Consider the following 24,692-nt stretch of genomic DNA (forward strand, 5'->3'; position numbering starts at 1 on the left):
GAATAATATCGCAATAGAACAATTAGTGGTTATTTAAATCACACTAACTTTTTTAATTGATATAAAATTTCTAATGCTTGTTTTGGTGTTAACGCGTCAGGGTCGATCTGTTTTAAAGCTTCTTCAACTTCTGAAGGTTCAGGTTCGTTTATAAAAGAGAGTTGTGATTTATCGATGCTGCTGTTAGCCGATTGTTTTGAGATAACTTCTAACTCTTTTAATTTTTGTTTGGCTCGTTTCAAAATCGTTTTAGGCACGCCGGCAAGCCCTGCCACGGCAATTCCGAAACTTTTGCTAGCGGCACCTTCAGAAACTTCGTGGATAAAAGCGACCGTGTTGTCATGTTCAATGGCATCAAAATGGACGTTATAAACGCCTTGCATATGCTCGGGGAGTTGCGTTAGTTCAAAGTAGTGGGTGGCAAATAGTGTCATTGATTGGATTTCATTGGCAAGATTTTCGGCACAGGCCCAAGCAAGCGAAAGCCCGTCGTAAGTTGATGTTCCTCGACCAATTTCATCCATTAATACTAGGCTTTGTTTTGTTGCATTGTGCATAATGTTGGCCGTTTCGGTCATTTCGACCATAAAAGTGGAACGACCAGACGCCAAATCATCAGAAGCACCAATGCGCGTAAAAATGCGATCAACAGGTCCAATTACTGCTTTTGATGCAGGGACAAAGCTACCAATGTAAGCAAGCAATACAATCAATGCGGCTTGGCGCATGTAGGTACTCTTTCCACCCATATTCGGACCTGTAATAATCAACATTCGTCTTGTTGGTGAAAGGTGCAGCGAATTGCGAATAAACGGCGTTTGTAGCACTTGTTCAATGACAACATGACGTCCGTCTTGGATCTCAATACCTGCTTGTGTTGACAATGTTGGACGTTGATAATTGAGCGTTAATGCTCGCTCGGCAAGATTAGTTAAAACGTCAAGTTCCGCAATTGCTTCTGCGCTGGTTTGCATATCAGCTAAGTCGGGCATTAATAGATCAAACAGTTGTTCGTAAAGTTGTTTTTCAAGCGTTAATGCTCGACCTTTTGAGGTAAGTACTTTATCTTCGTACTCTTTCAGTTCTGGAATAATATAACGCTCTACATTTTTCAGTGTTTGACGTCTTGTATAATGAATCGGTGCAAGGTGGCTTTGTCCACGACTAATTTGGATGTAATAGCCGTGAACGGCATTAAATCCGACTTTTAATGTATCAATGCCGAGTGTTTCTCGCTCTCTTATTTCAAGTTGTTCAAGGTAATTGGTTGCGCCATCGGCCAGATTACGCAGTTCGTCTAATTCGCTATGGTAACCTGTTGCAATCACGCCACCATCACGAATAATCGCCGGTGGCACTTCAACAATTGCGTTATTTAATAATGTTGCAATATGATCAAATTGATTAATGTTGGCACGTAACGCCTGTAAATAAGGTGAATTAAATTGTCCTAATAAAAGATGTAACTGTGGCAATAAGTTATATGCATCACGCAAACGCGCAAAATCCCGTGGGCGAGCCGTGTGTAGTGCCAATCTTGCTAAAACACGTTCAAGATCGCCCATTTGTTTTAATAACGGTAATGCGTCATCAATATGATGTTGTAATTCGGCAATGGCATCTTGGCGGTTTTGCAAAATCTTAATATCACGAATGGGAGAATGCAACCAGCGCTTAAGCATTCGACTGCCCATAGGGGTTTGCGTTTTATCTAGCACGTCAGCAACAGTATTAGATGTACCGCCCGATAAGTTTTCGGTTATTTCTAAGTTATGGCGTGTTGCGGCATCTAATACCATAAAGTCATATGCTGATTGTTTAATAATTGAACGTATATGGGGTAGTGCAGTGCGCTGGGTATCTTTAACATATTGCAATAAGCAACCGGCCGCACAAAGAGCATAATTGCACGCTTCTACACCAAATCCAACTAAATCGTTAGTGCCAAATTGCAAATTAAGCTGTTGTTTTGCCGTTTCAAGATCAAAGTCCCATTGTGGACGGCGACGTAGACCATGGCGATGTTCAATTAATGGCATGGATTGAAATTCTTCTGGATATAGCAATTCAACAGGATTCGTGCGTTGTAATTCAGCTTGCATTGCTTCGAAACTATCACATTCAAACACATAAAAGCGACCAGAACTAATATCAAGCGTGGCGTAACCATAATGATTTTTATGTTGCCAAATTGAAGCAAGTAAATTATCTTTGCGATCCTCTAACAATGATTCATCACTGACCGTGCCCGGCGTGACAATACGCACAACTTTGCGCTCAACAGGTCCTTTGCTCGTTGCCGGATCGCCAATTTGTTCACAAATAGCCACCGACTCACCTAGCGAGATTAACTTGGCTAAATAACTTTCAACCGCATGGTACGGTACACCCGCCATAGGAATCGGTTCACCATTTGACGAACCACGCTTTGTGAGCGAAATATCTAAAAGCTGCGAGGCACGCTTGGCATCATCATAAAACATCTCATAAAAATCACCCATGCGATAAAAAAGCAAAATATCCGGGTTTTCAGCTTTAAGTTTTAAATACTGCTGCATCATTGGGGTGTGGTTGGTTAAGTTTTCGTTTTTAATCATGGCGATATTTCTATATATTGTTTTATTTCAAATTTTTATGTTTTAATGCTTACCTTATTAAGTATCATAAAATTGCATTTAAACGCAATTATTAGTATGACTAAAAGTATGAGTTAATGATTTTTTTGTATAATTAACAAGTTGGTCATACTAACATGTGATTGAGCCATTATAACCGATTATTGTTTTGTAGCAGAGGCAATTTTATCTTACTTAATATATTGAAGATCGTTTTACTAGTGAAGGAAAACTAATAAAAGGTGCTCGTAAGCCTAAAGGTCAAGATGAGGTAAGACGCACTTTGTATTCAGATCCAGTAAAACATGGGGAAATATAGTTGCGACCGATATTTCTGGGCAAGATGTGATCGATCTCATTATATCTATTTATTCATATTACCACATTGGTTACCTCATGATTTACGACGCACTGTACGCACAGGATTATCTCGATTACAATGTCTGAGTGAGGTCGCTACGGCTGTATTAGGGTATTCACGTAAAGGTATTGAAGGTACTTATTCTATATAGTTATGATAATGAGTGTAAAGAATAGTTACAAAAGTGGGGCGATTATTTAGATGAATTACAGCAAAATTCAAAGTAAGAAAGGATATTTATAATGAGCAAATATTCACCACCTTATAATATTACGCCTGCAATTATAAATTCTATTTCTGAAATAAGTGAATTATTAGGGCATTGGTCTGCAACAGGTAGGCTTGCATCACCACAACTACGTAAAGAAAACCGTATCAGAACTATTCAAGCATCTTTAGCAATTGAGCATAATAGTTTATCCATAGAGCAAGTTACCGCTATTATGGATGGTAAGCATGTTTTAGGTCCTGTGCGCGATGTTCAGGAAGTTCGTAATGCAATACTTGCTTATGAAAGACTTCTACAATGGAATAGTGGCAATATAAAACATTTTCAACAAGCACATAAGCTACTTACTAAAGGTTTAGTTGAATATTCAGGGAATTGGCGTAATAGTGGTGTTGGGATCTATCGAGAAAATCAGCTTATTCATATGGCTCCTCAGGCTGAGCGTGTACCAATATTAATGCAGTCGCTTTTTGATTGGTTAAATCAGACAGATATTCATCCTTTAATTAAAAGTTGTATTTTTCATTATGAGTTAGAGTTTATTCATCCTTTTTCAGATGGTAATGGACGAATGGGGCGTTTATGGCAAACATTGATTCTAAGTGAATGGCGTAAGGAGTTAGCTTGGTTACCTGTTGAAACATTAGTTTGTGAAAATCAAGAAAAATACTATCAAGTACTTGGTGAAGCAGATCGAGCAGGTGATTGTACTTGTTTTATAGACTTCATGTTGCAAACTATTGCGAGTAGTTTAAAAGCAAGTATTACCGACACATCTAATCAGAATAATGTCGGAGAAAATGACGGAGAATTGTCGGAAAAAAATAATACTATTAAGATTACTCAAACAGCTAAAAGTATATTAAAGATACTAAAAAATGATTCAACAGCAACTATCACGGATCTATCAGCACAATTAGGTGTGAGCACTAGAACGATTGAACGTAACCTCAAACAGCTTCAGGAGCAAGGATTATTAAAACGTTTAGGTAGTGCGACTAAGGCTGGCTATTGGAGTGTTGTTTCTTTAGAATAATTTAATATGAGGTTTTCAATAAAATCAAAGGTTGATACCACTTTGACAAAGTGCCGAAAACTAATAAACCAATAAAACCGAAAATAGCATGCCCCTATAATAGTCATTTAACCCACAAAAACAGGTCAGAAAAGGTACTGATTTTATTGATGTTTTTATTTGGTGGTTTTTAGCCTAAAATCACCATCAAAACCCGTTCCCAGCAGTATGCCAACATAGGTTGACTCAATCATTAACAAAACCTTACAAATTTTTAACGGAAAAACTAGCGCATTATTAATCAAGCGGTTATAATTTAAGCGCTTTCAAAGCAAGGAAAAGCTCGTTAGTCGAGCTGTTAGTTATAAAAATTATAAATAAAACAATAAATTACTTGACAGGATTATCGAAATGCGCTACCATGCATGGCATCTGGCATCTGGCATCTGGCCTGCCAAACCTATGCCCTAAATCTTTTTAATTTTCACGGTATTCAAAACCGGACTCAATTCTTATTTTCATCACCGAAGTCATTTCGCGTAGCGAAATCGACGCCGTCATCGAGGTCTTTACTGGCGATGTCTTCGGCGGACTCTTCGATAACATCTTCGACAAAATTATCGTCGATATCCAAGTGGTTATTAAGGCTGCCATTACTATCCAAACCGCCAGTATTGTTTAGACCTTCATTGTTATCTAAATCGGCATTGTTCTTTGCGGCATTGTTGTTATTGTCCTATACGCAGGGTACAGAGGCGTTAACGGCAAATACAACCAATACTATTCACGGAAGTGGGCCATATTTAACATTTGATGGTGGTCGAACAAAGGCAACGGATACAGATAGTTTATTGTCTATTAAGTTGCAGGATGGTCGGGTTATCAGGCCATCAACTAATACATCGAGTTCAACAAACCCGATAATATTACCTAGTGGTAATTTTACTTTTAATGATATTCATATGGTAATACCGTCGGGTGCAACATATACCACTTTAAGTCGTCTAATTAGCCAAATGAGTTGGGGAGATGATGATGGAGATGGACAGGGAATTAATGGAGTAACTGCATCAGGGATTATATCGTTAGCAATAAAGGATAAATATGGCACAACTGTTAGTCGTGGTGATGCATTAAGTAAATGTAGTGCACCTTATAAGGTAACCTTAAGTAGTGCAGGGGGAAGTATAACTACACAATATGGTGTGCCGAACAGTAACAATTTTAGTGGAGGTGCTGCGACGTATTACATAGAGCCGAATTCTTCTGGTAGTTGTTACTTTGTCCAGTACGCAAGGCCGAATCTTGAATATGGTGCAGACAAGTACGCAGGTCCATCTGGCATGTGGGATTCTACTAAGGGTTTTTTAACTCAGTCTAATGATTCTTCATCTTACGACCAAAACTTTCCAACTACAGGTTCAGATGGATTGTATTTTGATTTGCTCATAGATGGAGTTGATGCAAGTCAGTTGACGTGGTCTCCGGTCACTCGTGGTAATATAACAGCTACTGTGACAAGTGTAGCAGCTAATGATGGTTGGATTCTTAGTGCTGATAGAGGAAAAGTTGTTGCACGTGTTAAGTTAAGCGGTCCTAGGGCAAGTAGTACTCAAATAAGCTCAAGTAGTCCTAGTAGACTTACCGTACCATCTTTGCCACAGACCTTTGAGTTGGTGGGTAGGGATAGTAGTGGTAATGAGGTGAAGTATGGATTTGTGTTAAAGCAGTGGTTCGTCAATCGGAGTTATATAGCTGATACTCTGTCTAACCAAATATATTGGTGTAGTCGTTTGGGTTATCGGATGCCTAGGGTAAGTGATTTAACCAATGCAGCCAATCCTACTATTTCTGGCGCTACGCCTAGCTCATCTGATAATAATTACATGCGTCATATAGGTGCAGGATTTTTTACGGAGTGGGGCGTCATGTACAACTACGCTGATGCGGGCTTCGCCAACGCCAGCTATTGGTCAAGCGACGCGACAGGTAGTAATGGCTTTACTGTCTACTCGTCCCACGGCCATGTCGGCGGCGATGGTGCTAACAAAAACTTCTCTGGCCTTTGTGCCGCACCTTAGCTTTTATATCTTAGTCCTTAATCCTTGGACCGCGGGGGCGGCCCTTATGGTGCCTGAGAGGACAATCTAACAAAGAATAACGCCCCTGCGTAAGTTGGGGCATATTCCCTTAGGGTTGCGCTGTTGCGGCGAAGCCACAATCGCACCGCCCCCGCCGCCGACGACGCTGAAAGTGTTGATGGCGGTGGCTCAGGGGTAAAATCAAATAAATAAAGAGAAGTCATGTAATGGAAATAGAACAAAAATTAGCATTAAGTGAAAATCCGATACATTTTTTGAAAGAAGGTCTTTTTTTAAAGGCTTATAACCAGTCATTTTACGTAATGAGTCAATTATTAGGATTTAACCTAAAGCCGATAATCAAGCATATTAAAAAACTCGACCAAATTATTGTATGTGGTGGATTTCCGGCTAATGTCATCAATAAACGTTATCCTAATGTGTTTTTGGGTTGGTGGATAAAATGAATTGAGTGCAGTGGTTTCGGACGTTTTGACCTTTTATGTACAAAATAGTTATCGTGATCACGTCCGATTTAGGGGATTTTGAACTGCACCCCAAAAGTTGTACAAAAAAACTAAGCTGCTGGAAAATAATACTCCCGATATTGAACAGGACTCTTTTTGTCCAAGCTTAATTTAATTCTTCTATGATTATAATAATGGATATATTCCTCAATATCCGCTTTTAACTGCTCAATAGTATCATACTTATTTAAATAATAGACCTCGGATTTTAACAATCCAAAGAAGTTCTCAATAACAGCATTATCTAAGCAATTTCCTTTTCGAGACATACTTTGTACGATATTTCTCTCCTTTAGCTTTTGCTGATAATAACACATATGATAATGCCAACCTTGGTCGGAATGTAAAATAGGAAAATCGTCTTTTTTGAGTTTATTAATGGCTTTATCCAACATATCACCAACCCAAAAAGGCCCGATTTTCCGCCCAAAAAACGTTCAGGAAAGATATTGATTTTATTAAAGTTTTTTCTTGCTGTTTTTTACCAAAAATCACCTTATAAAAAAACAATATCACTTCCCTTGATTTGTCAAAAACAATTGAAGCGATGGATTTTGTGTTTCATTATGAAAACCATAACCCAGTTCAGTCAAATGTTCATCAAATTCACTATTACTATTTTCACTAATTTCAAACGCGGCAAGCACTCGACCATAATCGGTGCCATGGCTACGATAATGGAACATTGAAATATTCCAATTAGTGCCTAATGTTTGTAAAAATTTAAGCAAAGCGCCTTGTGATTCTGGGAATTCAAAGCTGTACACTTGCTCTTGTAGTGGTTTGCATGGTTTGCCGCCAATCATGTAGCGTACATGCAGTTTTGCCATTTCGTCTTCGGTTAGATCGACAACTGGGTAGCCTGCGGCAGTAAGCTCTTGCATGATGTCGTCTTTTTCGTTGCTTTGTGCTATTTTGATGCCGACAAAGATGTAAGCAGACTTTTCGTCATGATAGCGGTAATTAAATTCGGTCACTGAGCGCCCACCAAGAAGTTGGCAGAATTTTAAGAAGCTGCCTTTCTTTTCTGGAATTGTGACGGCTAAGAGTGCTTCGCGTTTTTCGCCAAGTTCGCAACGTTCTGATACATAGCGTAAGTTGTGGAAATTTAAGTTCGCTCCCGATAATATGTGAGCAAGGTTTTCGCCACTGATGTTGTGCTGTTCTACGTATTTTTTTAGCCCTGCTAGTGCAACAGCGCCAGATGGTTCGGCGATTGCACGGACGTCGTCAAACAGGTCTTTTACTGCGGCGCAAATTTCGTCGCTATCGACGGTAATAATATCATCAATATATTGTTGGCAAAGTCTGAATGTTTCATCGCCAATTCGTTTGACAGCCACGCCTTCGGCAAAGAGCCCGACACGCTCTAAATCAACAGGATGACCTGCATCTAATGCGGCTTTTAAGCAAGCGGAGTCTTTAGGCTCGACTGCAATGACTTTGATTGATGGCATGATTTGTTTGATTAATACCGCAACACCCGCCGCAAGTCCACCCCCGCCCACGGGTACAAAAATACGATCAAGCTTGGCGTTTTGTTGTAATAATTCCATGGCAATACTGCCTTGCCCTGCAATCACAAGCGGGTGATCAAACGGTGGAATAAAGATACGTTTTTGTTCTTTTGCCAGTTCCATGGCTTTCGCTTTGGCTTCGTCAAAATTGGCGCCATAAAGGAGTACTTCGCCACCAAAGCTTTTGACTGCTTCAACTTTGATATCGGCAGTTGTTAGTGGCATAACAATTAAAGAACTGATGCCTAATTTTGTAGCCGAAAAAGCCACTCCTTGCGCATGGTTGCCAGCCGATGCGGCAATAACGCCGCATTTGCGTTCTTCTTCACTTAAGCTGGCTATCATGGCTTGTGCTCCACGGATTTTGAAGCTGTGGACGAGTTGGCGGTCTTCGCGCTTGACAAAAATTTGGTTGTTTAATCTTGTTGAGATTTTTTCCATTTTTTCAAGTGGAGTGACTTCGGCCACGTCGTATACGGCGCTGCACAGTGTTGCCTTTAAGTAATCAGCACCGGTGAGCTTGTTATTTTGTTGTTTCACGTTAACCACCTAGTTTGCTTTTATCACGAACAGCACCTTTATCTGCACTTGTTGCTAGACTTGCGTAAGCTTTTAGTGCATAAGAGACATAGCGATCGCGATTATGAGGGGTAAAGGCTTTGTCACCACGGGCAAGTTCGGCTACGCGACGGCGTTCAAGTTCGTCTTCTGGGACTTTTAACGATAATTTGCGATTTGGAATGTCAATATCAATAATATCTCCATCGCGCACAAGACCAATTACACCACCATTTGCAGCTTCGGGTGAGATATGACCAATAGATAAGCCTGAGGATCCACCCGAAAATCTGCCATCGGTGATCAGTGCGCAGGCTTTGCCAAGCCCCATTGATTTTAAGTAGCTTGTTGGATAAAGCATCTCTTGCATTCCCGGGCCACCTTTTGGACCTTCGTAAATAATAACAACTACATCACCAGCCACAACCTTGCCCCCTAAGATGGCATCAACAGCATCTTCTTGGCTTTCAAATACTTTGGCTGGTCCTTGGAAAATTAAATTTTCAGCAGCGACCCCTGCGGTTTTAACTATTGCTCCATCTTGTGCAACATTGCCATAGAGCGTTGCCAGTCCGCCGTCTTGGCTATAGGCGTGAGCTTTATCACGTATACAGCCATTTATACGGTCATTGTCAAGTGAATCCCAATAGCAATCTTGTGAGAACGCTTTGGTGGTGCGAATTCCGGCAGGACCACTGCGATACATTTTTTTGACCGCTTCGTCGTTGGTTTGGTTGATGTCATATTGGGCAAAAGTTTCTTGCAATGATAAGCCTAGTACGTTGTGAACGTTACGGTTGAGTAGGCCGGCTTTGTCTAATTCAGACATGATTGAGACAACCCCACCTGCGCGGTGTACATCTTCCATATGGTATTGGGCAGTACTTGGTGCTACTTTGCATAGGTGTGGAACTTTGCGTGATAGTCTGTCGATATCTGACATGGTGAAGTCGATTTCGCCTTCTTGAGCTGTTGCTAGCAGATGTAAAACGGTGTTGGTTGATCCCCCCATGGCGATATCTAATGACATGGCGTTTTCATAAGCGGCTTTGGTTGCGATAGCGCGCGGTAGGTAAGATTCGTCATCATGCTCGTAATAGCGTTTGGTAATTTCAACAATACGTTTTGCCGCTTGTAAAAAGAGTTGTTCACGTTGTTTGTGGGTAGCAACTAATGAGCCATTGCCCGGTAGTGAAAGCCCTAATGCTTCTGTTAAGCAGTTCATGGAATTGGCGGTAAACATGCCAGAGCAAGATCCGCAAGTCGGGCAAGCTGATTCTTCAATCGCTTTGCTATCTTCGTCACTAACATTGGGGTTAGCACTTTGGATCATGGCATCGACCAGATCTAATTTAATAATTTGATCGGAAAGTTTGGTTTTGCCCGCTTCCATTGGGCCACCAGAAACAAAGATGGTTGGAATATTTAAGCGTAACGAGGCCATTAACATGCCGGGGGTGATTTTGTCGCAGTTTGAGATGCAGATCATAGCATCAGCACAATGCGCATTAACCATATATTCAACAGAATCTGCAATGAGTTCGCGTGATGGTAATGAGTACAGCATTCCACCATGCCCCATGGCGATGCCGTCATCAACGGCGATAGTGTTGAATTCTTTGGCAATACCACCTGATGCTTCAATTTGTTTGGCGACAAGTTGACCAATGTCTTTTAGATGGACATGTCCAGGTACGAATTGGGTAAATGAGTTGACCACCGCAATGATGGGTTTACCAAAGTCTTCATTTTTGACGCCAGTTGCACGCCATAATGCACGAGCGCCAGCCATATTTCGACCTTCGACCGAGGTTGCTGAACGATATTTAGGCATTTCTTGCTCCCAAGTTTTTATTATGCAAACGATTTAATTTTGTTTTGACAATAAATCGGTATAGTTAATTCGATGTTTAAAACAAATCCCCACTAAGCTAGTTAGTGGGGGATGATTTTTTATTTAATTGGATCTAACCAACCGTATTTATCTTCGGTTTTACCATTAAATAAACCAAAGAATGTTTGTTGAATTTGTTTGGTGATTGGACCACAGCGACCAAGGCCAATTTGAATGCGGTCAACACTACGTACTGGTGTGATTTCGGCCGCAGTGCCTGTCATAAAGACTTCGTCAGCTAAATAAAGTGATTCCCGAGACAATGTTTGTTCACGTACTTCAATGCCAATGTCGCGCGCTAGCGTTAATACTGCATCACGTGTGATGCCCGGTAGCGCAGAAGATGAAAGAACTGGCGTGTATAAGATACTGTCTTTAATGATAAATAGGTTTTCGCCAGCACCTTCAGATAGATGACCATGTACATCTAACGCAATACCTTCTTGGAAACCATTGGCCCGTGCTTCAGAACCAATTAATAATGATGATAAATAGTTACCACCGGCTTTAGCGGCTGCAGGAATGGTGTTGGATGCAACACGGTGCCATGATGAGACCATTGCATCAATACCTTGGTCTAAGGCTTCTTCACCTAGATAAGCACCCCATGGGAATGCGGCAATCATGACATCGGTTTTATAACCCTCAGGTGGGTTAACGCCCATACCCACATCACCAATAAAGACTAGTGGGCGAATATAAGCACTTTTTAAATTATTTTTTTTGATGGTTTGGCGAGTCGCTTCCATGATCTCTTCAAGCGAATAAGGTACAGGAAAACGATAAATCTTGGCAGAGTTTAATAATCGTTGTGCGTGTTCTTTGTGGCGAAAAATAGCTGGCCCTTTGTGTGTGTCATAACAACGAACTCCTTCAAATACCGATGTGCCATAATGTAAGGCGTGTGACATGACGTGTACTTTGGCATCTGCCCATGGAACCATTTCGCCATTAAACCAAATATAATCCGATTTTGCTGTAGAACTCATTTTTATTTTCCTCTTTATTTTTTATTTGATAAGCATCTATTTTGCTTTTTAAGTATCTTGCTTAATTTATTATTAAATAATAAGTTATTTTTAAAGTTTTATTATTCAATCGCGATGACATCTTCTAATTTTGCGACTTGATTTTGTAATGTTGATAACGTTCTTTCGGTGGTTAATTTTAGTGTCATTATCAATGCGTTGTTTTCAATTGTTTGCATTTGTATTGATTTGATATGCCCACCCCGATGACGGATTACACGTAATATTCGTTCTAGCGTTCCTAAGTTATCATACGCTTTTATAGTCAATTGATATTGCGTTTGTTCATTCATTGATTACTCCTTACCACTTTTATCTAGCATGTTTTCATTGGCAGCGCCGGGCGGTACTAGTGGCCATACGTTTTCTAATTCATCTATGCAGACATGTAACAGGTAAGCGCCTGTTGAGTTAAACAGGTTATCAAGCGCTGTATTAATTTGTGATTTTTTGCTGATACTTTGCCCCGGTATGTCAAACGCTTTGGCTAACATTAAAAAATCGGGGTTATCAGATAGGTCTGTTTCGCTGTATCTTTCGTTAAAAAATAGCTCTTGCCATTGGCGAACCATGCCTAGTCGCTGGTTATCAATTAATACAATTTTTATTGGTAGTTGTTTACGTTTGATGGTAGTTAATTCTTGAATATTCATCATAAAAGAACCATCGCCCGATATGCAAATAACGCAGTCATTCGGTCTTGCCATTTGCGCTCCAACAGCGGCAGGTAAACCAAATCCCATAGTACCAAGCCCACTCGATGTAATGAAGTTTTGTGGGTGAGTAAAACTCATATGTTGGGCTGTCCACATTTGGTGCTGTCCAACATCGGTTGTGATAATGGTATCGGCCGATTTACGTTCCGATAGGTTTTTTAATAATGCTGGCGCATAGATAGCCTCGCCAGGGTGATCGTAACGGGTTGGGTGCAATGCTTTTAATTCATTAATTCTTTGATGCCATGCGTTTATTGATACGGTTTGGTTTAGAAGCGGTAAGACTTGTTTTATGTCTCCTTGCAATCCTAAATGGGTTTGACGTAATTTGTTGATTTCAGCTTGGTCGATATCGATATGTAACACTTTTGCATGTCGTGCAAACTCGTTAAGGTTGCCTGTTACTCTGTCATCAAAGCGTACTCCTAAGGCGATTAATAAATCGCATTCTTGTACCGCTAAATTAGCCGCTTTGGCACCATGCATACCAATTAATCCTAAATAGTAGGGGTTGTTAAGATCAGCCACGCCAAGCCCTTTTAATGTTGATACACTTGGAATGTGTGTTAATGCCATGAACTCCCTTAGTTCTGTTATTGCGCCAGAAAGCCCAACACCACCTCCAATGTAAAGTATCGGTTTTTGGGCATGGGCGATCATTTGTTTGGCTTGGTTTATATCATCAGGTTGAATTGGATATAATTGGGTATTATCTTGAGTTGTTTTTGATAAGGATGGCGATAAATAGTGTTGGTAGTCTAGGTTTGCAAGCTGTATATCTTTGGGTATATCAATCAATATTGGCCCTGGTCTTCCTGCATTGGCTAAGTTAAATGCCTGTTCTAAGGTGTTGGGTAAGTCTTTGGCATCGTCAATTAAGTAGCTGTGTTTGGTGCAGGCTAGTGATAATCCTAATACGTCCACTTCTTGAAAGGCGTCAGTGCCAATAAGTTTAGTGGGTACTTGGCCTGTTATAGCAACAATTGGTACTGAATCAATTAAGGCATCGGCAAGCCCTGTAATGATATTTGTTGCACCTGGGCCTGATGTGGCAATACAAACGCCGATTTTTCCGGTTGCACGAGCATAGCCAATAGCCGCCATAGCCGCACCTTGTTCATGTCGGCATAGTACATGCTCAATTCCGCCATCATAAAGCGCATCGTATAAAGGCATAATTTGTCCACCGGGATATCCAAAAACGGTGGTAACGCCTTTTTCTTTTAAGGTTTTTACTATCCACTGTGTTCCTAACATTGATACCTCACTTGTTCCTTTTTGCCCATTCATTGTTCATAAAAAAACCCCCGCTTTTTGGGAGCGGGGGTTTTTGATTTATGTATGAAGATATTTTTAATTCAAAAACGCCCCCGCGTTGGAATAATGACCACGCTGACAATAATGTTGATGAGGACGATTTTGAGTGAAAACTTCATAATGTTATTATATGGTTAAATTTTTTGTTATTTTTAAAAATTATTGTTAACAAAATACTCGTTTTAAAAAAAAGTGCAACAGTTTTTTGTCGTTTTTATTATACGGTATAAATATCATATAGAAAAATTTAAAGAAAACATTTGTTTTAGTATAAAAGTTCAAGTTTTGAGGGTTGTTTTGGTGTTTTTACTGATTTAGTATATAAATAGTAAACATAAGTAATATTCAGAAATATTAAATATCTAAAACGCTAAAAGAGATATCAGTATGAAAATATTGCAACTAAGTGTTTTTGTTTTTTTAAATCTATTTTTAGTAAGTTGTGATAATGTTAAGAATCCTTCGCAAAATGTGTCTGCTACGGACTCGCAAAATAGTGATCTTGATGATGCTCAAAATTCAGTGATTGAACCAATAAAAAAAGCGTTACCAATTGATATTGATGAGCTTACTACGTTAGTAGGTATATCAAGAGATCATGATACGATTAACTATACCTATAGTGTTAAAAACACACCTGAACAAGCTCTATTATTGCCAAGCACTATTGATACTATTCGCCAAAAATTACTCAAAGCGTATTGCAAAAATAGTGATGAAATGAAAGAGCTAAAAAACGATTTTCCTGATGGTGTTAACTATCACTACGATATTAATAATAAAGAAATTATAATAATCGAATTAAAATCAACAGATTGCAAGATTGATTAGCCATTTTTTTTATTCGAGATCGCTAGCTTAGTTAATTTTAATTTGCTACACTAAATCATATAAAAAATTATGCAGTATAAATGGCTTTGATATGACTAATTTCACCAATTTCACCAAGCCCAATCAAAGTCACCTTTCATGAATTTTTAGTCTTGATTTTTAATTTATTTAAAAATTTGGAGGATGTTACCAGGTAGCTGAATTCAGTTCTAAAAATAAAAGTCCCAACCTTAAGTCATATAATTTATTAAATTTATTAATTATTTTTAATATTGATATAAGTACACATAGGAATTTGTGAGTATTAATCGATTTTATTTAAATCATATGGAAGTATCATGAAAATATAGATTAAATTAGGAGCAAATTATGCGTAAACAAATCTATAATCCACTTACAAAATATCATCATGACAAGTTCCCAAAACAAAAACAAGTTGCACCAGCTTTACAGTGCGAAATGAATCCAATTCCTGATTGCGGTGAAAAGAGTTATGAAGGTCACGGTCGCTTAGAAGGGCGTAAAATGCTTGTGACTGGTGGTGATTCCGGAATTGGGCGTGCAGCGGCGATTGCTTATGCTAAAGAAGGTGCCGATGTCGCAATCAATTATCTTCCTTTTGAACAAAAAGATGCAGAAGAAGTTGCTAAAGTTATCGAAGCCGCGGGGCGTAAAGCCGTTTTAATTCCCGGTGATCTAAGTGATGAGGCTTTTTGTAAAAAATTAGTTGATGAAGCACACCATAAATTAGGCGGATTAGATAATTTGACATTGGTTGCAGGTAAGCAAACTGCAGTTGAAGATATTATGGAGCTTACCACCGAGCAAATTAAAAAAACTTTTGAAGTGAATGTGTTTTCACTTTTTTGGGTCACTAAAGCGGCTTTAGGATATTTAAAACCGGGTTCAACAATCATTACAACTTCGTCTGTTCAGGCTTATCAACCTAGTGGTAATTTATTAGATTATGCTGCAACTAAAACAGCTATTATCGCGTTTACTCGAGGCTTAGCTAAGCAATTAGCGCAAAAGGGCATTCGTGTAAATAGTGTGGCACCAGGTCCAGTTTGGACACCACTACAAATCTGTGGAGGTCAGCCAAGTGATGTTATCCCTGAATTTGGTAAACAAACTCCACTACAAAGAGCTGGACAACCGGTTGAGCTTGCTGGCGTTTATGTGCACTTAGCGTCAGAAGAATCAAGCTATACAACTGGCGAAACCTATGGTGTTACAGGTGGTATGCATATTAACTAATTAATATTTGTTAGCGCAAAATGGCTTGACTAAGTCATTTTGCTGACAGTGCTATATTCGATTAATTTATTTTAAATAAACGGACTATGATAACTTGATTCATTGTAGTCCTATATAAAATAGAAAACCAAAAGGATAATAAAATGAAACTTTTTAAAGTGATCACTTTAGCTGTGTTGGGACTTTTTTTAGTTAATTGTGATAATTCAAAATCAACAACTAATGATATGAAACAAAAAGCGGAACAAACAGGTTCAGGAATTAGCGATAAGACCAATCAAATGGGATCAGACGCTAGCGAAAAAGCCAAACAAGTGGCCTCGGAGCTTAGCGATAAAGCTAAGCAAACAAGCGCTGCCGTTAGTGATAAAGCCAAAGATTTGTATGAACAAACAAAATCGGAAAGCGAAGAAATTATGAACAAGCTAAAAGATGGCAATTATAGTTTTGCTCAAGATTTGGTGGTTAAAGCGATTAAAACAAAATTGCCTGTAGTTATTGATCAAAACACGACTTTAGTTGATGTGTCAAAAGGTAATAATGTTATTGATTATAAATATACAGTAAAAGATATAACTAAAGATGCGTTACAAACCGAAAGCAATCAAAAAAATATACGCACTAATTTGCTTGGGATTTATTGTAGTAATAATGCCAATATGAATACACAAAGGTTAGTATTCCCTGAAGGTGCTAGTCATAGTTACTATATTAACAACGAAAAAGTCTTGACGTTAGATGTAAAACCAAGTGATTGTGGTGCTAATCAATAATGATTGATTAATGACAAGAACGTTTAATTTATTGGTAATAAAAGGGCTCTATTTGAGCCCTTTTTTATTGGTATGAGTTACATTATGGTTGGGTTTTCTTCTAGTATGTCTGACCAGTTGGTTATTAATTTAGCTAGGATTTTGATGCCTTGTTCTATTCTTTCTTCTGGTACGGTGACAAAAGCAAGTCGCATACAATTAGTTTGAATAGCATTGGCAAAAAAGGTTTCACCGGGTACAAAAGCGACTTTATGTTCAATGGCTTCGCTGAGTAGTTCAGTTGCATTAATATTTTGAGGCAATTCAACCCAAATAAACATGCCGCCTTCGGGTTTGTTCCAAGCAACTGTGGTTGGCATGTATTTTTGTAATGCCTTTAACATTGCTTGGCAGCGATGGCTATATAATTCACGGATAGTGGGGATATGGCTATCAAGAAAACCATCTTTTATCACATGGTAAGCAATACGTTGAGTTAGGCTTGGTGTATGTAGATCGGCAGCTTGTTTTAGTTGTACTAATTTGTTGATTAATTTTTCATTGGCTACGATATATCCAAGGCGTAGTCCAGGTGCTAAAATTTTCGAGAAAGATCCTAAATAGATGGTATTTTCTGGTGCTAGTTTATATAAGCTTGGTAAACGGTGACCTTGATAATCTAACTCTCCATAAGGATCATCTTCGACCAAGGTGAGGTTGTTACGAATTGCCTTTTCCGCTAATTGTTGTCGTCGCTCTAATGATAAACGACGTCCTGTAGGGTTTTGAAAGTTAGGAATGATATACATAAAATTGGCATCGGATGCAGTTTTGTCGTTAAGTTTTTCTGGAATAATGCCTTTTTCATCACTTTCTAACGAAATATACTCGGGTTCATATTGGGTAAAAGATTGTAATCCACCTAAATAGGTTGGGGTTTCAACTAGGACTTTGCTTCCTTTGTCTATCAATGCTTTACCGATAAGATCTAAGGCTTGTTGAGAACCTGTTACAATCAAAATTTGATTAGGTTTAATGTTGGTGTGATCGCGTCGAGATAAATATTCAGCTAACCAGATGCGTAACGGTGCATACCCTTCAGTTGGACCATATTGCAAAGAGCCACTCATTTCGTCAGCAGTAATAATATGGTTAAAGGCATCTTTTATTTCTTGGATCGGAAAGGTATTTGGCGAAGGTAAGCCCCCAGCAAATGAAATTACATCAGGTTGTTCGGTGATTTTTAAAATCTCACGAATAGCGGAGCTTTTTAATGCTATAGCTCGGTTAGATAGTTTCCACAACATAAATACACACCTTAATTTTTATTGATAGTTAGTTTTATTAGTTCATCACTATATCTTGACCAATATGCTTCTGTTTAAAATGGTTTGAATATCGACAATATAATAGTCACAGTATCGTTTTAATCTTCACTATAATATCAGGTGTTTAATTTGTCATTAAAACAAATTAAACAATTTAAGAGTGTTTGAGGTAGTTAATGTGTCTGGCATAAAGAAACAGGGCAATTGCCCTGTTTGTTTCTAATTTTATTCGAGTTCTTTGCCTTTTGTTTCAGGTATTAAAAAGACAAATGCAGCGGCCGATAATAAATAAGCAGCTGATAGTAAAGCTAATGCGTAGCTAATTGAGTAAACGGTGGCTAAATAAGCAATTAGTACTTGTGATGCACCGGCAATGCCTCGACCGACATTAAAAATAATATTTTCAGCACTTGAACGAGCATCTGTTGGGTAATGTTCAGCAAGTAATGCGCCATATCCGCCCATCATGCCATTGACAAAAAAGCCAATTACTGAGCCAAAGATAATTAATATAAACATATCGGTTTGATGAAAATAGAACCAAATTGAAACAGCCGAGATGAATAAAAAGAAGATATAAGAAGGGCGACGACCAAACTTATCACATAACCAACCAAAAATTAGAATTCCTAATGACATACCTATAGTGGTTGAAATAGTCCAAAACATGGTATTTTTAAATGGCAATTTGAGCTCAGTTGCAATCATATTTGGCATCCAAATCATGAGTCCATAAAAACCGAAGTTTTGTACTGCACAAGCGATGGTTAATCCTATTGTGGTTGCTATGGTTCTTGGGTTTTTAAATAATTTGCCAACGGCTATTTTGTTTTTGTTTTGGTCTTTTAGATTTTGCCAGATTTCTGGTTCTTTTAGACCTTTACGTGTCCATGCAACAAATAGAGCAGGTAGCACACCCATCGCAAAAGCCCAGCGCCAACCATGAATTTCGCCAATAAAGTTGACCGTTAATGCAGCTAAAATAATGCCGACTTGAAAACCTAATGCAACAATAGAGGTTGCTCTTGAGCGTTTATTTTTAGGCCAGCTTTCAGAAACTAAAGTCATTCCTATCCCAAATTCACCGCCAAGTCCAAGTCCACTTAAAAAGCGAAATATTAAAAAGCATTCGTAATTAGGTGAAATTGCACATAATCCAGTAAAAAGAGAAAATATTAAAATAGTCCATGAAAAGACTCTTACTCGACCATATTTATCGGCAAGTATACCAAATAAAATGCCACCTAATACGGCGCCAAGTAAGGTTACTGAGGTTAAAGTGCCTAAATCTGTTTTTGTTAAGTTGAAGCTGACTGAAATTAGACTAAAACACACACCTAAAATCATCATATCCATGCCATCTAGTGCGTAACCAACGGTGGATGCAAATAGAGTTCTTTTTTGATATGGGGTTGTGCATTTGCTTTCACTTTCTGCTTGCAGGGCTGCGTTTGCTTCGGTTTTCATGTATACCTCTAGTTTTTAAAATTAGATAGTTACTTAAAATTTCCATTTTATGATGTTTAATTTTTGATTAAACGGCGGGTAAATTAAAGCGGGGCAAGTATATCCTTAAAAGTTAAAAAAAGCCAAGCTTAAAGCTCTAAATAGTCGTTTTATCTGCCGATTTTATTATCGGCAGAGATGTGATGTTATTCTTCGGCAAAGTACCAATAGCCTTTGTTAACAAGATCAAGCATGACTTGAAGCGTGTTTGTATCTTGTAACTGTTGGTAAGAGAGTGTTTCAGTTTTACAAAGAAGATCAATGACGGGCATTGGTAGATCAATTTTTTCGCCATGGATGTAGCCACAATCGCCCACCTTAAGGATTCGAATACTTTGTACTCGGTTTAGTTCTGCTCCATTTTTTAGTAGCGATTCAAATTCGTTATAATCGTATGGTGGTTCAACTGGCAGAATATTTAAATCGTGCATTGGTAGTGTAATGTGTTTACCGAACCAATCGTTAAATAACTCTGGTTTTTTGATTAAATCGATGATTTGATCTTGTAGTTTTGTTAGTTCATAAGGCTGAACTTGGTATGGATCTTTAGGTCGTTTTAAATCTGGATCTTGATAATAAATACCATTTGGCAGATTATCAATGACATAATCTGCAAAGCTACTTAATAGCTCTTGTGAGGTTCGTGTCATAAAACCAACAGAATAACTGAGTGATTCACCAATGGATGTGCCATTATGCGGGCAACCTAGTGGAATGTATAAGATGTCGCCAGCAGTGATTTCTTCATCAATGATGGGTTGATATTCTTCAACATGCAATAATGCTTTGTGTGCATTAAATTGTTTATAATGTTGGTTGCGATCGCCAACTTGCCAACGTCTGCTGCCCATGCCTTGAATGATAAACACATCATAATTATCGATATGGGGTCCAACGCCAGCACCTTGTGTTGCGTAAGAAATCATTAGATCATCAAATTGCCATTGTGGCATGCATTTAAAAGGCTCAAGTAGTGTGGCAGCTTGTTCGTGCCAGTGATCAACAGCTTGTACTAGCAAACTCCAATGATCTTCTCCTAAGTTATCATATTGAGTAAATGGCCCAAATCTAGCATCCCAAATACCATCTTTATTAGAAACAATCCGGCTATCGATTTCTTCTTCCATTGCTAAACCCGCTAGTTCATCGGGTGTGATGGGATCAATAAAATGCGCAAATGCTTTGCGTAGGATTACCGGTTTTTTTTGCCAATAGTTTGTTAAAAAATCATCCCAATCAATGGCTAACTTATAATTCATTTAATTTTCCTTGAAGATTGAATAATTGACAAAAGTTAGATGTGGTCTTTTGCGCTATCTCTTCTAAAGAGACACCTTTTAGAGCAGATAAATATTGTGCCACTTCACGAACATAAGCGGGTTGGTTTTCTTTGCCTCGATATGGAACGGGGGCAAGATAAGGTGAGTCTGTTTCGACCAAGATACGATCAAGTGGCACATATTTGGCAACTTCGCGTAGGGCTTCGGCATTTTTAAAGGTGATTATTCCTGAAAATGAGATATAAAAACCGATATCTAATAGTTGTTTTGCTGTTTCGATATCTTCTGTAAAACAGTGCAATACGCCCGAATGAACATGCTCATTTTTTAAGATTTTTAAGGTATCTTCTTTGGCATTACGTGTATGGACAATGACGGGCTTACTTAGTTTTCGACCTAATCGAATATGCTCTTTAAAATTCTCTTGTTGTTGCTCTAAATTGTCTTGTTGGTAATAATAGTCAAGACCTGTTTCACCTAGTGCTACGACGTTATCTTCTTGGGCTAACTTTTGAAAACGCTCTGCATCGTATATTTCGTCATCAAGGTTAAGTGGGTGAATTCCACACGAAAAAGAGCATTGGTTTTGATAAGGTGTAAGCTTATGTTTCATGGTTTCATAGCCCGACAGCGTTGTTGCCACGCTTAGGCAATGTTTAACGTCGTTGTTGGAAGCTTCTTGTAACACATCTTTGATAGATTTAGTACTAAGGTCTAAACTATCTAAATGGCAGTGAGAGTCAATTAAAAACATAAAAATCTCTTTTTTATTTATCTGAATGTTGTTCAAAATCACGAACAGGTTTTATTGTAGACCACGAACGGCAAGCAGGGCATAACCAGTAGATTGAGTTAACTGTGAACCCACATTTTTGGCATCGGTAATTGGGCACAGTTTTTATTTGTTCGCCAACCATGTTTCTTAAAAGTAAAAGGCTTTCTTTAGCTTTACCTTGTTCTGCATCGGCAACATGATAGTTCATTAATCGATAAAATCCTTTTAAGTTAGGATGTTTAAGTAATTCACGATACATGAAGTATTGTGCAGAATCTAAACCTTTTTGTTTTTCAATAAGATCAGCAAGCATCAGCTCAGCTACATTACCGGTATCTTGATCGACACATAATTGTAAAAATTGCTGAAATTCATGTTGGTTATTGAGTTTTAAATAGCACTCTTTTAATAAAGGTAGTGCTTCGCCAACAAAGGCTTTGTCTTGTTGCAATATTTGTTGAAAAGATTGGATAGCTTGCTCTGTTTTATCTTGTACCATAAGAACTCGCCCCAACATGAGTGAAGTACGAGCACATTTATTATCTGCCATTGCTGATTTTTGTAATAGGCTATTTGCCTTATCAAGATCATCATTAGCAATAGCTTGTGATGCTAATTCACAATAAAATTGTGCGATATCAGTTTTGTATTTTTCATTGCCAAGCTTTACTAGTTTTGTTGCCGCGTGAATGGCATTTATCCATTCACTGGTTGATTGGTATATAATGATAAGTTGCTGTAATGCATGTTGTTGAAAGTCTTCTTCATCGATTAATTGCAAAAACATCTCTTCGGCTCGATCGTAAAGGCCTGCAACCATGTAATCCCGACCCAGTTGTTGAATAGCTAATAATCGTTGTTCAAATGTTAAAGACGAGCTTTCTAAAAGTGCTTGATGAATGTGTATCGCTCTATCAAGTTCGCCTCGAGAGCGAAATAGGTTTCCTAATGTTAAATGTGCCTCAAGTGTGCCATCGTCTTCTTTTAACAGGTCTAAGAAAAGATCAACAGCTTTGTCTTTTTGGTTAGACAATAGGAAATTTAAACCATCTACATATTCACGAGATAGTCGGTTAGATTCATTTAGATGTTTTTGTTTTGCATTTCTGTCACCCATATACCAACCGTATGCGGCGGCAATAGGAAGTAGCAGAAATAACAGTTCAAACATAGTAATCTAATTCTTAATTGGTTTTAGTTAAGTTTGTTTGTTGGTGATTGGTTACGCCTTCATCATATTTTTTTTGTAATTTGTTTAATTTACGTTTTGTTGATGAATGTTGGAATTTAGATTTTAAAAAGAACACGCCTGTTAATATCCAACCAACAATAAAACCTGAACCAAATAAAATGGCTAATAATACCGATAAACGGATTTCAGTTTTAGCCACCAAATAATTAAAAGTTACTATTTGATTATTAGCTGAACCTATTGCTATTGAGATAGCAAAGATGATAATTATCAGTAAAATTGATATAACAAATTTCATAATGTTGACCTTTCTTTTTATTTTTAGTTTTAGTTAAACGTTTTTATTTATTATACTAGACTGTTCATAACAATTACTTTTATTAGTTAAACAGTTATCAATGACATTCAAAAATCAAATTCGTCCATTGTTAATGGCAGTTTTTCAAAATTAGTATTTAAAAATTATTCATCTACTATATGCCATTTTCTAGCATAAAAATAGCTGATTAATGAAATTATCCAAGCGATTAATATGCTTGTTATTAGATCAATCGGGCTGTGCATGCCTAATAATAGCCGGCTAATTTCAATTAATATCGACCAAATAATGGTAATTGATACTATCACATAATGCTGCTTAAATTTAAGTAATGTTAAAGCTAAAAATGCCCAAGTTACAGCAAATAAAGTATGTCCAGAAGGAAAAGCAAATCCAGTTTCATTTTGCCAATGGCTAGATAACCAACTTGGAATTATGGGTGAATTTTTAAATAGCTGCTGAATAAGTTCTTTTCTTTCTAATTCCGATTTAGAATAAAATTGTTGGTTACTAATATTAAATTCTTTTGCCATCCAAAGTACATAAGGTCTTGATTCGGCTGTCTGCGATTTTAAAAAACTTTTAATTGTCTGCCCACTTAATATTGCACTAACAAGAAGTAACCATAATAATATAATTTTTTTTTTCGTTTTACTGGGTGATAATAGACAAAATACTAAGAATAAAATTGTCGATGTAATTATTGCCCAAGGAAAACTTGCTGTTTCAGTTATTACGAATAAATATTTAGATGTGTCATTTAATGACGCTGGTTGCCAATGCCAATTTATAGCTATAATAACTAAAGGCACAACTAAGAAAATAGCCAATATGGCTATTGTTTTTTTTATTACTAACCCCATTTATAAACTCAATTAAGTACAAATTGCTTAATATTTTAGCATAGAAGATAGATTTATTTTTATAAAATCTTAGCTATGTTTTATTTAAAACGGAGACAATAATGCAATTAAAACGCGTTGCACAAGCGAAACTGCCAACGCCATGGGGATGTTTCACTATTGTTGGATTTGAAGAAATTGCAACAAAAAAGGATCATGTGGCATTGGTATTTGGCGATATATCTGGCGATACATCAGTTCTTACAAGAATTCATTCTGAATGCTTAACAGGTGATGCGCTTTTTAGTTTACGCTGTGATTGTGGCTTTCAGTTAGAAGCAGCCTTAAAACAAATTGCAAAAGAAGGTAAGGGCATTTTAATTTATCATCGTCAAGAAGGGCGTAATATTGGGTTACTGAATAAAATTAGAGCTTATGCATTGCAAGATCAAGGCTTAGATACGGTTGAAGCTAATGAGCAATTGGGGTTTGCAGCGGATGAACGCGATTTTACCTTATGTGCAGACATACTAGCTTTATTGGGTGTATCACAAATTCGCTTATTAACCAATAACCCAGAAAAAATAAGAGTGCTTGAGCAGTCTGGCATTAAAATTACACAACGAGAGCCATTGGAAGTTGGCGAAAATCCAGATAATGAACACTATTTAGAAACCAAAGCTAATAAAATGGGTCATTTACTTCATTTACATCACTGTCATTGTAATCATTGATTATTTAAGTAAATAACA

General features: G+C 37.9%; 20 protein-coding genes and 2 pseudogenes. 8 read left to right on the forward strand and 14 right to left on the reverse strand.

Annotated elements, in window-relative coordinates:
* Nucleotides 1-38 precede the first annotated feature (38 nt).
* On the reverse strand, nt 39-2,597 hold the full coding sequence (mutS, locus tag ACYIAJ_RS04590) for a DNA mismatch repair protein MutS (RefSeq protein WP_483560769.1): 2,559 nt from the start codon (nt 2,595-2,597) through the stop codon (nt 39-41).
* Between the two features lie 395 nt (nt 2,598-2,992).
* Between mutS and ACYIAJ_RS04595 the strand changes: the two are divergent.
* The 4 genes and pseudogenes from ACYIAJ_RS04595 to ACYIAJ_RS04610 form a co-directional block, all read left to right on the forward strand.
* Nucleotides 2,993-3,152 (forward strand): annotated as a pseudogene (locus ACYIAJ_RS04595) (tyrosine-type recombinase/integrase); the annotation flags it as partial.
* Nucleotides 3,153-3,218: 66 nt separating this feature from the next.
* Nucleotides 3,219-4,241, forward strand: a complete 1,023-nt coding sequence (locus ACYIAJ_RS04600) for a Fic family protein (RefSeq protein WP_483560770.1) — start codon at nt 3,219-3,221, stop codon at nt 4,239-4,241.
* A gap of 404 nt (nt 4,242-4,645) precedes the next feature.
* A complete protein-coding gene (locus tag ACYIAJ_RS04605; protein WP_483560771.1) occupies nt 4,646-6,301 on the forward strand; it encodes a hypothetical protein in 1,656 nt (551 codons plus the stop codon).
* Nucleotides 6,302-6,528: 227 nt separating this feature from the next.
* Nucleotides 6,529-6,768: a hypothetical protein gene (locus ACYIAJ_RS04610; RefSeq protein ID WP_483560772.1), complete on the forward strand. Its 240-nt coding sequence runs from the start codon at nt 6,529-6,531 to the stop codon at nt 6,766-6,768.
* A gap of 110 nt (nt 6,769-6,878) precedes the next feature.
* Here ACYIAJ_RS04610 and ACYIAJ_RS04615 read toward each other — a convergent pair.
* The 6 genes and pseudogenes from ACYIAJ_RS04615 to ilvG all read right to left on the reverse strand — a co-directional run.
* Nucleotides 6,879-7,232: pseudogene (locus tag ACYIAJ_RS04615) on the reverse strand (IS3 family transposase); the annotation flags it as partial.
* A 108-nt stretch (nt 7,233-7,340) separates the two neighbouring features.
* Nucleotides 7,341-8,885 (reverse strand): threonine ammonia-lyase, biosynthetic, encoded by a 1,545-nt coding sequence (ilvA, locus tag ACYIAJ_RS04620; RefSeq protein WP_483564414.1) that lies wholly within the window; start codon nt 8,883-8,885, stop codon nt 7,341-7,343.
* A 1-nt stretch (nt 8,886) separates the two neighbouring features.
* Complete coding sequence (gene ilvD, locus ACYIAJ_RS04625; protein ID WP_483560431.1) at nt 8,887-10,737, reverse strand: dihydroxy-acid dehydratase; 1,851 nt, start codon at nt 10,735-10,737, stop codon at nt 8,887-8,889.
* A 119-nt stretch (nt 10,738-10,856) separates the two neighbouring features.
* Nucleotides 10,857-11,786: a branched-chain amino acid transaminase gene (locus ACYIAJ_RS04630; RefSeq protein WP_483560432.1), complete on the reverse strand. Its 930-nt coding sequence runs from the start codon at nt 11,784-11,786 to the stop codon at nt 10,857-10,859.
* Between the two features lie 101 nt (nt 11,787-11,887).
* On the reverse strand, nt 11,888-12,118 hold the full coding sequence (gene ilvM, locus ACYIAJ_RS04635; RefSeq protein ID WP_483560433.1) for an acetolactate synthase 2 small subunit: 231 nt from the start codon (nt 12,116-12,118) through the stop codon (nt 11,888-11,890).
* A 3-nt stretch (nt 12,119-12,121) separates the two neighbouring features.
* Nucleotides 12,122-13,798, reverse strand: coding sequence for an acetolactate synthase 2 catalytic subunit (gene ilvG / locus ACYIAJ_RS04640; protein WP_483560434.1), 1,677 nt, complete (start codon nt 13,796-13,798; stop codon nt 12,122-12,124).
* Between the two features lie 447 nt (nt 13,799-14,245).
* On the opposite strand from ilvG, the gene ACYIAJ_RS04645 reads away from it, so the two are divergent.
* The 3 genes from ACYIAJ_RS04645 to ACYIAJ_RS04655 all read left to right on the forward strand — a co-directional run bounded on the left by ACYIAJ_RS04645 (nt 14,246) and on the right by ACYIAJ_RS04655 (nt 16,719).
* Nucleotides 14,246-14,689, forward strand: a complete 444-nt coding sequence (locus ACYIAJ_RS04645) for a hypothetical protein (RefSeq protein WP_483560435.1) — start codon at nt 14,246-14,248, stop codon at nt 14,687-14,689.
* A gap of 369 nt (nt 14,690-15,058) precedes the next feature.
* Nucleotides 15,059-15,946 (forward strand): SDR family oxidoreductase, encoded by an 888-nt coding sequence (locus ACYIAJ_RS04650; RefSeq protein ID WP_483560436.1) that lies wholly within the window; start codon nt 15,059-15,061, stop codon nt 15,944-15,946.
* Between the two features lie 143 nt (nt 15,947-16,089).
* Nucleotides 16,090-16,719 carry a hypothetical protein gene (locus ACYIAJ_RS04655; RefSeq protein ID WP_483560437.1) on the forward strand — a complete coding sequence of 210 codons (630 nt, stop codon included), beginning with the start codon at nt 16,090-16,092 and terminating at the stop codon, nt 16,717-16,719.
* 77 nt (nt 16,720-16,796) lie between these two features.
* Here ACYIAJ_RS04655 and ACYIAJ_RS04660 read toward each other — a convergent pair whose 3' ends face one another.
* The 7 genes from ACYIAJ_RS04660 to ACYIAJ_RS04690 form a co-directional block, all read right to left on the reverse strand.
* Nucleotides 16,797-18,005, reverse strand: coding sequence for an aminotransferase-like domain-containing protein (locus tag ACYIAJ_RS04660; RefSeq protein ID WP_483560438.1), 1,209 nt, complete (start codon nt 18,003-18,005; stop codon nt 16,797-16,799).
* Nucleotides 18,006-18,251: 246 nt separating this feature from the next.
* The gene (locus ACYIAJ_RS04665; protein ID WP_483560439.1) at nt 18,252-19,493 is read right to left on the reverse strand and encodes an MFS transporter; all 1,242 of its coding nucleotides are present in this window, start codon (nt 19,491-19,493) and stop codon (nt 18,252-18,254) included.
* A 185-nt stretch (nt 19,494-19,678) separates the two neighbouring features.
* Nucleotides 19,679-20,791 carry a ribosomal protein uL16 3-hydroxylase gene (locus ACYIAJ_RS04670; protein ID WP_483560440.1) on the reverse strand — a complete coding sequence of 371 codons (1,113 nt, stop codon included), beginning with the start codon at nt 20,789-20,791 and terminating at the stop codon, nt 19,679-19,681.
* Nucleotides 20,781-21,566, reverse strand: a complete 786-nt coding sequence (locus ACYIAJ_RS04675; RefSeq protein WP_483560441.1) for a YchF/TatD family DNA exonuclease — start codon at nt 21,564-21,566, stop codon at nt 20,781-20,783. The genes ACYIAJ_RS04670 and ACYIAJ_RS04675 overlap by 11 nt, the downstream gene beginning before the upstream one ends.
* A 13-nt stretch (nt 21,567-21,579) precedes the next feature.
* A complete protein-coding gene (gene lapB / locus ACYIAJ_RS04680; protein WP_483560442.1) occupies nt 21,580-22,758 on the reverse strand; it encodes a lipopolysaccharide assembly protein LapB in 1,179 nt (392 codons plus the stop codon).
* A gap of 13 nt (nt 22,759-22,771) precedes the next feature.
* Nucleotides 22,772-23,077, reverse strand: coding sequence for a LapA family protein (locus tag ACYIAJ_RS04685; protein WP_483560443.1), 306 nt, complete (start codon nt 23,075-23,077; stop codon nt 22,772-22,774).
* Nucleotides 23,078-23,241: 164 nt separating this feature from the next.
* The gene (locus ACYIAJ_RS04690; RefSeq protein WP_483560444.1) at nt 23,242-23,961 is read right to left on the reverse strand and encodes a phosphatase PAP2 family protein; all 720 of its coding nucleotides are present in this window, start codon (nt 23,959-23,961) and stop codon (nt 23,242-23,244) included.
* 101 nt (nt 23,962-24,062) lie between these two features.
* Here ACYIAJ_RS04690 and ribA point away from each other — a divergent pair, with 101 nt between their 5' ends.
* Nucleotides 24,063-24,674, forward strand: coding sequence for a GTP cyclohydrolase II (ribA, locus tag ACYIAJ_RS04695; protein WP_483560445.1), 612 nt, complete (start codon nt 24,063-24,065; stop codon nt 24,672-24,674).
* Nucleotides 24,675-24,692 lie beyond the last annotated feature (18 nt).

It is taken from the genome of Gilliamella sp. X-46 (assembly GCF_057063525.1).